The sequence below is a fragment of the Olleya sp. YS genome, assembly GCF_029760915.1.
GTDB lineage: Bacteria > Bacteroidota > Bacteroidia > Flavobacteriales > Flavobacteriaceae > Olleya.
In genome coordinates, this window is record NZ_CP121685.1 from 470,001 (window position 1) to 485,804 (window position 15,804).

Here is a 15,804-nt window from a genome sequence, read left to right on the forward strand (position 1 = left end):
CATTGTCCAATATTCCTCACTGCTGCCTCCCGTAGGAGTCTGGTCCGTGTCTCAGTACCAGTGTGGGGGATCCCCCTCTCAGGGCCCCTACCTATCGTCGCCATGGTGTGCCGTTACCACACCATCTAGCTAATAGGACGCATAGTCATCTCTTACCGTTACCTTTAATGTTATCTTGATGCCAAGTTAACATACCATAAGGTATTAATCCAAATTTCTCTGGGCTATCCCTTAGTAAGAGGCAGATTCTATACGCGTTACGCACCCGTTCGCCGGTCGTCAGCAAGTGCAAGCACCTCTGTTACCCCTCGACTTGCATGTGTTAAGCCTGCCGCTAGCGTTCATCCTGAGCCAGGATCAAACTCTTCATCGTTAAATTTTTAGTCTTGCGACTGTATCTTAACAATTAAAAATCTAAAATACTCAAAATGGTTTATTCTTTTGTTTGAAAATAATCGTTTCCAATTATTCTCTTACGCTGTCAATTCAATATGTTTATGAACTTTTTTATCGTGTACTTAAGTCGTTTATCTCTTAAGCGGGTGCAAATATAATTCGCTTTTTTTTATCCCACAACTCTTTTTGAAAAAATATTTATATTTTTTTTTCGCTGTTGCTTTTCAATAAAATCCCTGTACATTTTTACCTATAACTCCATAACTTACATTACGTCGTTTTCGGGGTGCAAATATAAAACCCTTTTTTATTCCTACAACCCTTTTTTGAATCTTTTTTTACTTTATTTTTTTTTAACCCTTCAACACCATTATTATCAATACTTTATAACCACCATTTTTTTGCCTCTCATCTTATCTTAAGACTGCATTTAACCTCAAATAGTCCATATACAAACTAATCATCTGCATTAGGATTAAAACCGCGTTAGGGATTGGAATGACATCCTTTTTTTTGCTGACATATATGGCAAAAAAAAAGATATAATGGAAAGCCCGACCCCTTGGGGAAACGCTATTGTTATAAAAAGAAATTCCAGACTAATCCAAAGCGGACTGTAAAATCACGAAAGGGATGGTTTGGTGCTGAATAATAATTACGCCCAGTGAAGGCTGCGTTAAAATGCTCTGCCTTAAGAAATATTCTTGTTTGTCTGATTTTGGCATTAACAAAGAAATCTAGTCTTGGAAAACCACCTAATTCTTGTTGATTTTGTGTGTAAAATTCTGACAGAAGTGGATCGTAATCATCCATGTTATAGGTTGTAAAATAATTAAATATAATACCAGTTTGCAAAAACATAGCTTTTTTAAACACATGGTTGGAATAATATAACGTATTTCGAGTAACTAATTGAGGTACATTAAGTGTATTAGAATTATCTTGAACAGTTTGGTATAATATTGTATTATCCAATCTAAAGTTATTATATCGGATTTCTTTTTGAAGTTTTATTTTTAAGTAGGTAATAACATCATTATTTTGAAATGCTTTTACTGCTTCATTTTGATCTTTCGCAAAATACACATAGTCATTTACGGTACTTAAGTCCAATGTTAGGTTTGCATATTTATTAGATTGTAGTTTAAATATTAATTGTTGTGTCTTTATATTATTGAACTGATTACGCCAATTATAGTTTTTATAATCACTTTGGTATAGTAAGGTGTTAAAGTCTGGCGCTGTAGAACTATGATTAATATTAGCTAAAACTGCTAGGTCTTTATTTAATTGATAGGATGCTGATCCGGAAATATAATTGCCTTCAAATTCTCCAGAAACGTTTAATCCTACTTCTCCGTTTAGATTAAACCCTTTATAGTTTTTGTTGTATTTTCCTCCTACAGATAATATATCTCCTTTTAATCTGTTTGGGATTACGGTTTGATTTATTAAGACTATCCTATTATAACCATAATTATAATTATTATGAGTTGCATTAAATTGAAGATTACCAATTGTGGCATTACTATAATTTAATTGTAATTGGTTAGTAAATTGTTCTAACTCTGTTCTATCATTTATGTTTGAAGATTGAAAGGCTTCTCCAAAAAACTCTTTATTTGCAGATGTTTGATCATAGGTGTAAATTTTATCCTCTAACATCATTACATGTGCTAATTGTATTTTATTCGAGCTTATTGAGTCTTTAGGCCTAACTACATCATAACTTTGGTTTAAGTAAAACCGTTTTCCTAGCAATAGGTTTTCTGCATCTTCGAAATTAACCTCAAGCACACCTCTTTCTTTAAAATCATCATCTCCAGATTCAAAAAAGGGTATATTACTATCGACTAGTCCACCATTTTCTTGATTAAATATATCCTGAGAGGTAAAATGTGTATTTACTATATACCTCCTATCTTTTGTCTTGTAACTTGCTCTAATCCTTAAATTTCCCGTACTAGTCAATGAGTTTTGATAAAACCCTAAAGATCTCATTCCTTTGTAACCAATTGATGCATTTAACTGTTTAGACGTGTTAGTTGTAAAAAATGCATCTAATTGTTGACCTTGAGTAAATGCGGTCTTAAAGTACAACTCTGTTAGAGGTGTTGGAACATGAAAAGAATTAATATCATCTGCATCCATATAATTAAAATGCTTAGCTTTTGCACCAAATCCAGGAATTAGATTAGAGTTTTCAAAATTATAAGTCAGGCTATTATAACTTTGACCAACATTAGCAAATGGCATTAAACCAAAATTATCACGCCTTAAATAATTAAACTTATACTCTTTATTAATAGTTAAGGTTGTATCTAAATACGTCGTATCTCTTTGTTTTGTAATAATTAAATAGTCTGTGATTTTTGCGTCTAAATTTTTAACCCCTTTACTTTTCAGAGTTCTTCCTTGACTTAAACTATCTTGCAAAACTTGGTCAGATTTATTTAAACTTGAAGTGGATTTTGATAATTTTCTGGGTGTTTGTGCAAAAGCTACACCTGCAAAAGTTATTAAAAGAAGAGTGAAAATTATTTTTTTCATTAAATGGTAACTATTTTTAGACCTTTAATTTTAAGCTGAATCATTTATTTTGCCAAAAATAGCAAATATCTTTATGGTTTTAAGTTTTCTGTTAAGAAAGGCATAATTTTGAAATACAATAACGTAAAAGCTTCTAATATATTTAATGCTTAAACTAAAACATTCTAATTATAATTTTGAATGCGGTACAGACGAAGCTGGTCGTGGTTGTCTTGCTGGACCTGTGACTGCTGCTGCAGTAATATTAAAACCGAATTTTAAAAACGAATTTTTAAACGACTCAAAACTAATTAGCAAAAAAAAGCGTGATTTATTAAGACCAATTATTGAAGACGAAGCCTTATGCTTTGGGTTTGCACATGTGTTTCAAGAGGATATTGATAAGATTAACATTTTAAATGCCTCTATTTTAGCCATGCATAAATCTATTGAAACGCTAAGCAAAATTCCGGAGTTTATTATTGTTGATGGCAATAAGTTTAAACCCTATAGTAACATTCCTTATGAAACCATTATTAAAGGTGATGGCAAATACTTAAGTATAGCTGCTGCTTCTGTTTTAGCAAAAACTTACAGAGATGCGTATATGAATAAAATACATGAGGAATTCCCGATGTATAATTGGAAACAAAATAAAGGCTATCCTACTAAAGAACATCGTGAAGCCATAAAAAAATACGGAATTACAAAATACCACAGAAAAAGCTTTAGACTATTACCTGAACAATTGACATTAGAACTCTAACTTATTATATTTGCATAAACCCTCAGCCTTTATGAAACACTTTTGGTATAGTTTCCTTTTTGTTTTATTTCTATTGTCTTGTAATTCTTCCTCTAAAAAAAATAACATAGACGATTTTATTTTTAGTGATTCGGATTTTGTTTTAAGCATTAACAATCTTGAAAACTTTAAAAGCAACACCACCAACAATCACTTTATAACACAATTGGCAAAAACTAATACTTTTAAAAATATCACCAAAAAACTACAGTTTTTAAATCACTTAAAAAGTAATGAACGTATCTACATCAACCTTTTTAAAGATGAAAAGGATAGTATTCAATTTAGTTTTGTAACACAAATTAAAGATTCAATATTTACTTTAGACAGTTTAAAACTGGATAGAGAAACCGTAAAATTAAAAGGGTTTACTACTGAGAAGATTACCGATAATAATCAACCCTTGTTTATCACAAAAATAGGACGCATTATTGTTGGCGCCAGTAATAGCAAACATTTAGAACAATTAATTAATTCTAAAAACAAAAGTACATTAGCAAAAACATTAATTGCAACGCAACAACAAGAGGCTTCCTTTTCTGTTTTAATCAACTCTAAAAGTCCTTTTAAACAGTTATTTGATAATGAAGCATTAAATTATAAATCATTTACAGAATCTTTAACATTTGATGTTGAATTAACCCAAAACCAACTCATTTTAAATGGAATAACCAAAGCAGCCGATAGTTTTAACAGCTTAATTAATGTGTTTAAAAATACGCGTCCGCAAGACAATCAATTAGCACAAATTGCACCTTCTAATAGTAACGGTTTTTTAAGTATAACGTTTAATAATTTTAGCATTTTTAAAACTAATTTAGATCAGTTTAGTAAAATAGATAGTACAGTAACACTAAACCCTCTGTTTGATAATATTAAAGAATTTGGAGAAATCTACTTTAATAATAGCAACGCCATTATTTTAAATAGTTTAGATATTTATGCAACCAAAGAGTCTTTAATTAGCGAGCAGGAAAATGCTGAAACCTTTAGAGAGGTTTCTATCTATAATTTTTCAAATCCGACACTATTTGAAACATATTTATCACCTTTCATTCATTTGGATGAGGCTTCAAAATATTGCATTTTAGACAATTTTTTAGTGTTTTCTAATAGCACAGAAACTTTAGAAAACATTATTGTTAACTTTCAAAACCAAACCACTTTTGCGCATCGCGACTATTATCAAAACTTACAAACTAATTTAAGCGACCAAGCGTCTATATTACAAGTTTTAAATCCTGAAAAACTTCAAGATTTAGTAAAAACCAACTTAGACAGTAGCGCTAATTTTCAATTTAAAGATTACAAAACCAATGCGTTGCAGTTTGTTTACGATTCTAATTTTGCACATTTTAATGCAGTAATTCAGCAAAGCAAACAATCTAATAATGACAATTCAATTACAGAATTGTTTAATATTAAGCTTGATTATGATTTGTTAAACAATCCTCAGTTTGTGAAAAATCATCGGACTAAACAACAAGATATTGCGGTACAGGATATAAGAAATACGTTATATATGATTTCTAATACAGGGAAAATATTATGGAAAAAACAACTTCATGGTCCTATTTTGGGTAATATAGAGCAAATTGACATGTATAAAAATGGACGTCTGCAATTGGCTTTTGCTACTCCAAAACGCGTGTATGTCTTAGACCGAAACGGAAACGATGTCAAACCCTTCCCAATGTCGTTTAATGATGAGATTACTCAACCACTTTCGGTTTTTGATTACGATAAAAAACGAAATTACCGTTTATTTGTAACACAAGGTAAAAACGTCTTATTATATGATGCTAAAGGAAAAACAGTTAAAGGGTTTAATTTTAAAGCTGCAAACGACGCACTAAACACACCACCAAAACATATTAGAATTGGAAGAAAAGATTATTTAGTTTTTAAAACCGATAATAAAATTTACATATTGGACAGACGTGGTAAACCTAGAGTAAGACCAAAAACAAACGTTGATTTTTCTAAACAACCTGTGTTTGAATACAATAATGGTTTTGCAACTACGACTAAAGATGGTGATTTAGTCCAAATAGATCAAAATGGTAATGCATCAATAACTAACATCAATCTTACAGACAACCACACTATTGTATCTACAACCAAAACTATGGTTACGCAAAGTGATAATGTTTTTGATATAAAAGACAATACATTAGAATTAGATTTTGGAAACTACACACCTGTACAATTGTTTTTATTAAATAATAAAATTTACGTTGCTACAACCGACTTACAAACGCAGAAAGTTATGTTATTTGATAGTAATGCCAAACCAATTGACAAATTTCCAGTGTATGGCACATCAACTATTGATTTAGGCAATATTGACAAAGACCTAAACTTAGAGTTTGTAACTAAAGGTGAGAATAATTCCATTTTAGTTTATAAAATAAATTAACCTAAAAGTTAACCTTTATTATTTTTTGACATTAATAATAAAATACAGTTTAACCAACCAACTGTACATTATTATTAACTAGTTATACAAATTATGTTTTCCATGTCTTAAAAAACTATTAGATTACATAGTTAAATAGCTATAAATCAAAAAATTATGAAATTAAAACCAACTTTTATCATTGCATTTTGCTTACTTCTAACTGCATGTGCATGCGATAATGACGAAGACAACATTAAAACGGTTGCATTAACTGAAACTAACTATGTGTATGAAGGTGATTTATACATTTATGCGTTAGAAACAGAAAGACAAAATTTATTTGATTATCTAGAAAACCCTAATGACCCAAACTATAACGAAGAACAAGCAGCAATAGCAGAGCAGCGTATTGGTGAAATAAATGAAATTATTGAAAGCTCTACAACTGGAGCTATGATAGGTTTTCCAATAATTCCTCCTCCTCCATTACCTCCTGTACCATGTATATGTTTTAGTGTATGGAATCAACTAGAGTTTTTAGTTTTAGATGATAGTATACTTGCAATTGAAGCTACAATTACAGACCAAAATCAAGAGGTACTTTTTTATGCAAACTCTCAAAGTGAGATGCTTAACGTATTAGAATTTCAAGACGGTTTTAAAGCTTTTAGATTTGAAGCACAGCAAGAAGGATATTTTGGTCCAGCAACTTTAACCATAAACAAGGTAGATCAATCAGAAACGCCAATTAGTTATTCGGTACCATTATTAATTGGTGACGCACAATAAAAAATTTAAATTTTATTTTTAACTTTAAGCCTAGATAAACAATTATTTAGGCTTAATTTTTTGTTTTATGGTTTTACTTTCTAAAAGATATTTGCCTTTTATTTTTTTATTTACAACTTGTATCCATTCGCATTTATTATCCCAAAACAAATCCTCTGTTCTAGATTCCTATTTTAACAATCTTTACACTCATATGTATAGAAATGAGGATTCTACCCAATTTTACAAAAATAAGATTATTAAGGAGGCTACAGAGAAACAAGAATACGAATATCTTTTTTACGCTTATCTAATGAGCAATAAATCTGCTGCTGTTTTTAATAATTTAAAAGAGTTAGAAAATAATTTTAAAACACTGGATAGTCTATTTGACAGTAATACTGACGCATTTAAAAATATCGCATCAATTACTCAAATAAAAAACTCTTATTTATACGACAAAGCAACCTATTTGTATAAGCTTAATAATTATGAAGAGGCTAAAAAAAAATTAAACCTGTTAATTGACAACACAGAACATATAGCAGATTCTTTATTAATAAAAAATGATATTGATCTTGTGTATGGTGCGTATAGCTTTTTAGCTAAAATACTTAGTAATACTGGTGAATTGGATGTAGCAAATCAATATTATGATAAAAACATCCGATTTATAAACAAAATTAATGATGCAAAAAAAGATGAAAGATTAAGTTCTGTATACAGACTAAAAGGTGAAGTTTATAAAAAACTTAAAAAATATAAAGCTTCTAATTTATATCTAAAAAAAGCATTTAATTACAGTGTTAGTAGCAATCTAAGTCAAAATGATATTATTAATGAAGCAAATACCATCGCAGAAAATTTTATTGCTTTAAAACAATATGATAGTGCGTTTTATTACCTAGAGCAGATTAAGTCTTACGCAGACACTAATGCACCTTATGGTTTTTTGTATTACAATACCAAAGCGAAACTAGACGAAGCGATGGGCAACACCAATACCGTTAAAGCCAATTATATAAACGCGCTTGACTTATTAAACAAAAAATGGAAAGGATTAAAGCACGTCGAAATAGCAAACACTTTACAATCCTACTCTAACTATCTGACTAACACTGGAAAATTTCAAGACGCATTAAAGCAAAACACTTTAGCTATACAGCAAGTGCAAGGTAGAGATGTTGTAAACTCTTCTATTAACCAAATAACTTTATTTAAATTATTAGAACAAAAAGGAAAAATTCAATTACGATTAAACTTGGTTGACTCTGTAATTAGCACCACCAAGCAAGCTGCAAAATTGTTAGATACTTTAAAACCTACATTTAAAAATAAATCTGACAAACTATTACTTATAGAAAATGCATATACACTATTTGAAAATGGATTGGACGCTACCTACAGCAAATACAAATTAGATAAAAAACAGGCGATAGAGGATGCCTTTTTCTTTTTAGAAAAAAGTAAAAGCACCTTACTTCTAGAATCTTTATTAGGTGTTAAAGCTGAACATTTTAGTAATATCCCAAAAGATATTCTTGCTAGAGAACAAATCTATAAAATCAAAATAACCAATCTAGAAAAGCAAATAAACAGACAACAAAATGATGCCATAAAAGATCAATTATTTGCTACAAAAACCAATTACAGACAATTTTTGGACACGCTTGAGACTAGTTATAAGGATTATTATAATTTAAAGTATGATACTTCTATACAAACATTAAGCGCCTTGCAAAATCAATTGCATAAAACAGAAGCGGTAGTCTCTTATTTTTATGGCAACCAAACTATATATACTTTAACAATTACTAACAATACTGTTCATTTTAATAAAATAGATGTGACCAAATCTTTGGATCAACTCATTAAAACTTTTCAAAGACAATTAAGTAATCCAAAGTCAGACCTCAAGCAACTACAGCTAAATGCTAATCAACTATATTCAATTCTTTTAGAACCAGGATTAAAAAACACACTATTAGACAGACTAACTATTTTACCAGATGGTCTTCTAAACTATATTCCGTTTGAAGCTTTAATAAAAGATACTAATTATCTGGTAGAGGATTACAGTATTTCTTACATCAATTCTGCTACTTTATTAAAAGAAATACAAACAAAAAAAGGACATAAAAATAATTTATTAGCATTTGCACCAGAGTTTGAAGGTAATGAGTTAAATTCTGACCTTAGAGCCAGTTTACAACCCTTACCACATAGTAAAACTGAAATACAAAACATCAATCAATACTATAACGGAACGCTTTACACAAATCAACAAGCTTCCCTTGATAACTTTAAAACCAATGCTTCTAATTATGGAATAATCCACTTAGCAACACATGCTATTTTCGACGATACCAATCCTGAGTTTTCTTATCTAGCATTTGGAAATCAAGAATCCGATTTACTTTACGTAGCCGACTTGTACAATCTTAACCTCAACGCTAATTTGGTAACACTCTCTGCATGCGAAAGTGGTATTGGCAATCTCAAACGTGGTGAAGGTTTACTGAGTTTAGCTAGAGGGTTTTATTTTAGTGGTGCACAAAGTATATCAAGCACGCTTTGGAAAATTAATGATGCGTCCTCTGCATCGTTAATGTCCAATTTTTATGAAAACCTATCTAAAGGACATACTAAATCTAAAGCTTTGCAAGAAGCAAAAGTCAATTTTGTAAAATCTAATAAAGACAATGCTTTATCACATCCTTACTACTGGTCTGGTTTTATTATTTCTGGACATACTGAAGCCTTAACAACAACTAATTATTGGCTTTGGATAGGTATAAGCTTGATTGGTGTATTGCTACTTTGGTTACTGTTTAGAAAGAAAACCTCTTAATTTAAATGGTTAAGTAAGGCTTTAGCGTCTTCTTTTTTGAAGTTATATTTTGTAATTAAAGTTTTTAGATGTTTAATTGCTTCTGTTTCGTTTTCTTGCTTTAAGTTAATTAATGCAAGATACCAATGTGCTTCAGCTATGAAGGTTTTTTCATTATCAATTTCAGCTTTAAACAAGATTTTGGCTTCATCTAGTTGATCCAACCCTAAATGCGCTTGTGCTTTGTAAAAGTTAAAGTAAGGTTGCTCCTCTTCAATCGTATTAAATGTCTCTAAAGCTGTTTTATAATCTTGCGTTTCATAAGCCACAAAAGCATCACGCTCTTGACTGGTTGTATCTTCACCACGTGTTATGGTGTAGACTGTATTTGGATAATTAGTGAAGTTTTCATCATATAAAGCATTATAATTCACTCCAAAAAGCGCATCATAACCAAACCATCCAGCACCTAAAAACAACACAACAGACGCAGCAATACGCCAATTAAACCAACTAGAGCTGGTCTGTTCAGAATCTGCTATATTAACTTCAAAATCTTGTAATTTGGCTTTAAGAGCTTCAGATTTCTCTGCTTTTATGACTTGCTTTAAGTTATTCTCAAATTCAAATTGTGCTTTAAATTCAGCATCACTTTTTAATAATTCATTAAATAACTCTTCCTGACTTGGTGTCAAGCTATTAGAAAAATATAGGTATAATAATTCGTCTTTATTCATGCTATAAGGGATTGCTATTAATACGTTGTTTTAGGGTTTTTAAACATCTAGACTTGGTGCTTTTTATAACATTTTCGCTGTTATAATTACCATATTCTAAAATATCTTTAATGGTAAATCCTCTGTAATAAAATAAAGATAGTAACTCTTGACATTGCTTACCTAAGCCTGCAAAATGTTGTCTTAACAACTGCTGCTCATGCGTTAGGCTTGGCTCATCAACCTCTAAAGTTTCGACTAAATTATCATTATCCTTTACTAAGGACAAATCAAATTGACCACTTACTTTTTTATTGTTTTTCTTCATCTTATCAAAGATTAAGTACTTACCAATACTAAACAAATAAGTAGAAATACTGCTTGTAAACTGCTCTATCTTTCCGCTCATAACATTATTGTAAAACGCAATGTAAGCGTCTTGATAGACATCAATAACATCCTCTTGATCTAGATTGTAACGTCTAGCAAAATTTATAAACTTCTCTCTGTTGTCTTCATATACTTGTTGAAGCGCTTTGTCAGAGCCTTGTTTTAAATCTTGAAGCGATAGTTCTACTTGGTTGTTTGACATTTAATAGCTTTTGGATTAAAAGGTTAACATGCATTAGCTAATTTAACTTTTTTTTAAACAAAAGAGAACCAAAGTGTTAACCTTTTTAAAATGAAACTATTAATAGTAAACCATTTAAAATTATTTACAATGAAATCTATTAAAACACTTCTAATCCTTTTAAGTTTATGCTTTGCAACACAAGCAGATGCACAAATCTGGAAAAAACTAGGTAAAAAGGTTGAAAGAGCAGCCGAAAAAACCTTAGAGAAAAAAGTTGAAGAAAAAACCGAACGCGAAACCGAAAAAGCATTCGACTCTACCTTTAATAATTCTAAGAAAAACAAAAAAGCTAATCCGTTTAATGTATCTGGTTCAAAAGCAGAACCAGCTAGTAGTTATACATTCTCTCATAAATATGTTATGAAAATTGAAAGCGGTAAAAGAGCAGTCAATATCAATTACTACTTATCTGATTCTCAAGATTATTTTGGCACCAGTATGCCAGAACAAGATCAAATGATTTCTGTCATGGATTTTAAAAGAAAATCACTATTCATGTTTATGAATACAAATGGCAGCAAAATGCTAATGTCAACAAAATTGGATTTTGAAGATTTGACTGACGATGCTATAGAAGAAACAGACGTTAGCGTTACAGCAACCGGAAAGACTAAAACTATTTTAGGTTATACATGCGAAGAGTTTAAAGTAGTCGGTAAAGATATGACTGGAACGGTTTGGATAGCACCAAACGCAGGTGTCAGTTTTGCCAAATCCTTTTATAATGTTAAAGCCAAAAAAGGAGCTAGCCAATCTTGGATGAAAATGCTTAACGGTTTGACTATGGAAATGGATATGGTGGACACCTCAAAACGTAAACCACAACGCATCAAAATGACCTGTATTGCACTGGATAAAACCACAACCACTATCCAAACCAACGACTATAAAAAAATGTTGTAAATATCATACTTTCGTTATTATCATCTATTATCTCCCTATACATTAGTTAATGCATTTCATTTTTTAGGTTAGTTAGAAGAAGTCGAAACATAAGTTTTCGACTTTTTTTGTTTAGATGTTAACCTTTTCATTTTAAAACTATTAAAAATAAAAACAAATACTATTAATCATTTAAAAACAAAAACAATGAAATCTTTAATTTTAAAATCAAAATTCTATTTAGTTATCCTAACGTTATTAGCTTTTATGTCATGTAGTGATGATGATATGTCAGAGCCACAAGTACAAGCTCCATCGGTGTCGTATTCTGCAACTACATTGGATGCGATGTTCTTTACAGCTGGTAACTCTCCTGCTCCAACCTTAAACTGGAATGGTAATCAAGGTAGTTTTTATTTAGCCAATACAATTAACGGATTAAATATTAATAGCACTACAGGTGTTTTAAATTGGACTCATGGATTACCAGCAGGTACACATGACGTTCAAGTTATTGCTGTTAATAGTGCAGGACAAACAACAATAAACATGACCATTAATAATCCGCTTCAAGGTACATTTACTGGTACTTATGATAATACTTATTTCTTCGAAATAGAATTTATGGAAAACGGAACACTGTTATTAAGTGCAGACGATGTCGTAAACCCATATACAGCAACAGGAACTTGGGCTATTAATGGATCTAACATTCAAGTAGATTATACATATGATCTTGGTGGCGATTATTCATTATCTGGACCTTTAACTCTTGGTACAAATGCAGTTTACTCTGGTGATTGGTTTTATGACCATGGAACAATATCCGGAAATGAAGGTGGTATTTTTGAAATAACTTTAAATTAAACTTACCTAAATTAGTCTTTAAAAAACCGAAGCAAAGTCTTCGGTTTTTTTGTGCTTTTTTTCTTCTTTATTTACTAACATTGTAAGTGTAAATAAATTTTATTTTTAAGATGATTAATCGTAATAAAGCCTCTATTTTAAAATGTATTATCCACAAGGTTGGTAATAAACATAACGACACTAAAAATGCATTTTCTGAAAAAGAAATCCATTTTGACGAAGCCAGTTACGAGCTGATGCTACCCTTTTTACTAAGACCATTTACAAGTTTAGTACAAAGTCACCGATTTAGCCATCATGCCAATATTGAGCTAAACGAAATTAATGCCTATACCAACCAAATTTTTGGAGATGATGATACTTTTGTTGATGTCTCAAAAAATATTGTCAAACACTTATACGAGCAATCTACCTCTGCACAAATAAAAACAGGAGATGTGATTGTTGCCTATTTTGATGGTGTAGAGTATAATGAAATGGTGATTGATGCTATTGGTATTTTTAAAATTGAAAATAAGCTTAACTTTTTTCAAACCTATTTAGAAAATAACAGCTACGATGTGTTAGTCCAAAAAGGGATTAGTGCCAAAAAAGTAGATAAAGGCTGTTTAATTTTAAACACTGGAGATGCAGAAGGTAAAGTGGTACTAACGGTAGACAATAATAGTTACGATGCTGCCTATTGGACCGATAAGTTTTTAAATATTAAGTATGCAGACGACCACAATAGCCATACCCAAAACTACTTAGAGTTGTGTAAAGAGTTTTCTACAGAAGTCATTAAAACCACTTATGGTGCACAACAACGTGCCGATTTTTTAGCCAAAACCATAGATTTTTTTAAAGAGAACGAGGTAGTTAATATCGAGCGTTTTAAAGACGACATCTTTGAAGAAGACAAACATATAGACTTATTTGAAGCCTATAAAAAAGAGTTTGAAGCCGAACAAAACGTTTTAATTAGAAACCAGTTTGATGTATCTGACAGGGTGTTAAACAAAGAGAAAAAGAAAATTAAAACCGATATTAAACTAGACACCAACATCCAAATTAAATTAGATATTGATGCACCAGAAGCTGCCAGCGAGCATCTAGAACGTGGTTACGATGACGAGAAAAAAATGCACTACTATAAGGTGTTTTTTAATGTAGAAGGTTAGAACTATTTAAAGCGTTTTTGCAATTTGACTTTGTCGAAAAAATCTACTAACTTCGAATCTAGTAGAACTGCTGATATAAAACATTAAAACGATTTGATATCAACTTAACGTTGGCTAAAATTTTAACAACCGAATGAATATCAAAGAAAAAATTGAGTTTTTTAAAATTAATCTAAAAGATAAATATGATGTCTTACCAACTGCAAAAAAAGAAGACTTACATAACTTTGAAAAGCATTACCAACTTAAATTACCTGAATACTATAAGTTTTTTGTTACAAACGTTGCCAATGGAATTATTTGCAATAAAAAATATAATGGATATTGCGAAAATATAATCTCCGATTATGATTTCAAAGATCTTGATCAAATTGATGACACTTTTGAAAATCCATTTATAAAATTTCCACTTACCAATCCTACATACGAATTACATGAAACTCAATATGACTATTTTGATGTAACCAACGGAACAATTTTTTTGAAAGGTACTGGATGTGGAAATGGTATCAGGTTAATAATTAAAGGAAAATCTTTTGGGCAAGTTTGGATAGATGAAGTTATGTCGAACGATGAAATATTTCCTGCCTTTTTAAATTCCAATATTGAAAACAATTTTGAGAATTGGATTAACAATAGCTTGGATTACGACATAAACCAGAAATTGCGAGAAGCCAAAGAAAGGAAAGAGAGAATTGCAAATTATACTAAAATAGCTGTGTGTTTAATTGCAATAATAGTAGTAATTACACTAATTATTGTAAGATAAAAAAGTAGCCAACAACCTGTATAGATAATTGCTTGTTCTTTGTGTACTCGAAAAATCCTACGGATTTTCCTCTGGTTCGTTTCCTTTTGCTAACTTAGTTCTCACCAACGCAACAAACCATACACGAAGACGTTCTACTAGGTTCGAAACTGTAAAAAATTAAAAAAAAAAGCGATTTGAAGGTTCAAATCGCTTTTTTAATATCATCATAGAAACTAGTCTGTTATCAGCTTTAGTTTAGTAATGGTTAAGTACTCAACTTCTTCTTCATCACCTTCTTCGTTTTCGCCTATTTCTAAAGAGGCTTCATAAGTGATTGTAAAAGTTTTACCAATGTTTTCCTCAGCGTCTAAATCGAAGTTTTCAAATACGTCTTCACCTAAGTAATTAAATGCCATTTTTTCTTTACCGTCTTTAGTATTTACGGTAAAAATATAATTGGTATCTACAACACCTTCATACACACCTGTTACAGTAGTTTGTGTTGGATTAGTTGTAAATGAGCTTAACGTTACACTTACTAGTGCTATTGCTAGTATTATTAGTTTTGATTTCATAATCGTAAAGGTTTTAAAATAAATAGATTTTTGTGGTGTTTCCGGAAGTTTACCACCTCAAGTCCGAAACTGCTTTTAGTGTTGTAACGGTTACAACAACGCGTGGTCAAATCTGTTTAATATACGTTTACTTTATGGGTTTAGGTGTCGTCATCTTAGGTGTTAAAAATCGTCGTCTTGCTCTTCAGACGGTTCTATTGGGTCTTGTACTGCTTCTGGATCGTCATCGTCAAAATCTTCATAATCGTCTTCGTCATAGTTTTCCATAGTTTTTACCAATTTAGTACTAACTTTTACTAAATACTTGGTGTCTTCTGTAGTCACTTCTACTGCTTCGATTAATTCGTTTTTAGCATTTCTAAACTCGATGATGTGGTCTTCATCATAACCATCAGGATATTTATCGACTAATAGTTTTAAAATTTCTGGTGTTAATTTTTTAAAATCAACAATGACGCGTTTTAAGTTGTCAGGTTTTTTCATTTTCAAT

13 protein-coding genes and 1 rRNA gene (1 of these 14 cut by a window edge) are annotated in these 15,804 nt (G+C 30.8%); 8 read left to right on the top strand and 6 right to left on the bottom strand.

Going from position 1 to position 15,804, the window contains the following annotated elements; genetic code table 11:
- Together Ollyesu_RS02280 and Ollyesu_RS02285 are read right to left on the bottom strand one after the other, a co-directional pair.
- A 16S ribosomal RNA gene (locus Ollyesu_RS02280) occupies positions 1-373 on the bottom strand; it reaches 1,147 nt to the left of the window's first position.
- A 602-nt stretch (positions 374-975) separates the two neighbouring features.
- The gene (locus Ollyesu_RS02285; RefSeq protein ID WP_279302186.1) at positions 976-2,946 is read right to left on the bottom strand and encodes a putative porin; all 1,971 of its coding nucleotides are present in this window, start codon (positions 2,944-2,946) and stop codon (positions 976-978) included.
- Between the two features lie 145 nt (positions 2,947-3,091).
- Here Ollyesu_RS02285 and Ollyesu_RS02290 point away from each other — a divergent pair, with 145 nt between their 5' ends.
- The 4 genes from Ollyesu_RS02290 (at position 3,092) to Ollyesu_RS02305 (ending at position 9,750) form a co-directional block, all read left to right on the top strand.
- A complete protein-coding gene (locus Ollyesu_RS02290; protein WP_279302187.1) occupies positions 3,092-3,691 on the top strand; it encodes a ribonuclease HII in 600 nt (199 codons plus the stop codon).
- A gap of 31 nt (positions 3,692-3,722) precedes the next feature.
- Positions 3,723-6,149, top strand: coding sequence for a DUF3352 domain-containing protein (locus Ollyesu_RS02295; protein WP_279302188.1), 2,427 nt, complete (start codon positions 3,723-3,725; stop codon positions 6,147-6,149).
- 156 nt (positions 6,150-6,305) lie between these two features.
- Positions 6,306-6,920, top strand: a complete 615-nt coding sequence (locus Ollyesu_RS02300; RefSeq protein ID WP_279302189.1) for a hypothetical protein — start codon at positions 6,306-6,308, stop codon at positions 6,918-6,920.
- Between the two features lie 292 nt (positions 6,921-7,212).
- Positions 7,213-9,750, top strand: a complete 2,538-nt coding sequence (locus tag Ollyesu_RS02305) for a CHAT domain-containing protein (protein WP_279302190.1) — start codon at positions 7,213-7,215, stop codon at positions 9,748-9,750.
- Here the strand turns inward: Ollyesu_RS02305 and Ollyesu_RS02310 are convergent.
- On the bottom strand, positions 9,747-10,466 hold the full coding sequence (locus tag Ollyesu_RS02310; protein WP_279302191.1) for a hypothetical protein: 720 nt from the start codon (positions 10,464-10,466) through the stop codon (positions 9,747-9,749). The genes Ollyesu_RS02305 and Ollyesu_RS02310 overlap by 4 nt on opposite strands.
- Position 10,467: 1 nt before the next feature.
- On the bottom strand, positions 10,468-11,037 hold the full coding sequence (locus Ollyesu_RS02315; RefSeq protein ID WP_279302192.1) for a sigma-70 family RNA polymerase sigma factor: 570 nt from the start codon (positions 11,035-11,037) through the stop codon (positions 10,468-10,470).
- A gap of 90 nt (positions 11,038-11,127) precedes the next feature.
- Between Ollyesu_RS02315 and Ollyesu_RS02320 the strand changes: the two genes are divergently transcribed.
- The 4 genes from Ollyesu_RS02320 (at position 11,128) to Ollyesu_RS02335 (ending at position 14,757) form a co-directional block, all read left to right on the top strand.
- Entirely contained in the window at positions 11,128-11,982 is an 855-nt protein-coding gene (locus Ollyesu_RS02320; RefSeq protein WP_279302193.1) for a DUF4412 domain-containing protein, read from the top strand.
- Between the two features lie 186 nt (positions 11,983-12,168).
- On the top strand, positions 12,169-12,828 hold the full coding sequence (locus Ollyesu_RS02325; RefSeq protein WP_279302194.1) for a hypothetical protein: 660 nt from the start codon (positions 12,169-12,171) through the stop codon (positions 12,826-12,828).
- 110 nt (positions 12,829-12,938) lie between these two features.
- On the top strand, positions 12,939-13,988 hold the full coding sequence (locus Ollyesu_RS02330) for a nucleoid-associated protein (protein WP_279302195.1): 1,050 nt from the start codon (positions 12,939-12,941) through the stop codon (positions 13,986-13,988).
- Positions 13,989-14,121: 133 nt separating this feature from the next.
- The gene (locus tag Ollyesu_RS02335) at positions 14,122-14,757 is read left to right on the top strand and encodes an SMI1/KNR4 family protein (RefSeq protein ID WP_279302196.1); all 636 of its coding nucleotides are present in this window, start codon (positions 14,122-14,124) and stop codon (positions 14,755-14,757) included.
- Positions 14,758-14,972: 215 nt separating this feature from the next.
- Here Ollyesu_RS02335 and Ollyesu_RS02340 read toward each other — a convergent pair whose 3' ends face one another.
- On the bottom strand, positions 14,973-15,314 hold the full coding sequence (locus Ollyesu_RS02340) for a hypothetical protein (protein WP_279302197.1): 342 nt from the start codon (positions 15,312-15,314) through the stop codon (positions 14,973-14,975).
- A gap of 162 nt (positions 15,315-15,476) precedes the next feature.
- The gene (locus tag Ollyesu_RS02345) at positions 15,477-15,797 is read right to left on the bottom strand and encodes a hypothetical protein (RefSeq protein ID WP_279302198.1); all 321 of its coding nucleotides are present in this window, start codon (positions 15,795-15,797) and stop codon (positions 15,477-15,479) included.
- Between the last annotated feature and the right edge of the window lie 7 nt (positions 15,798-15,804).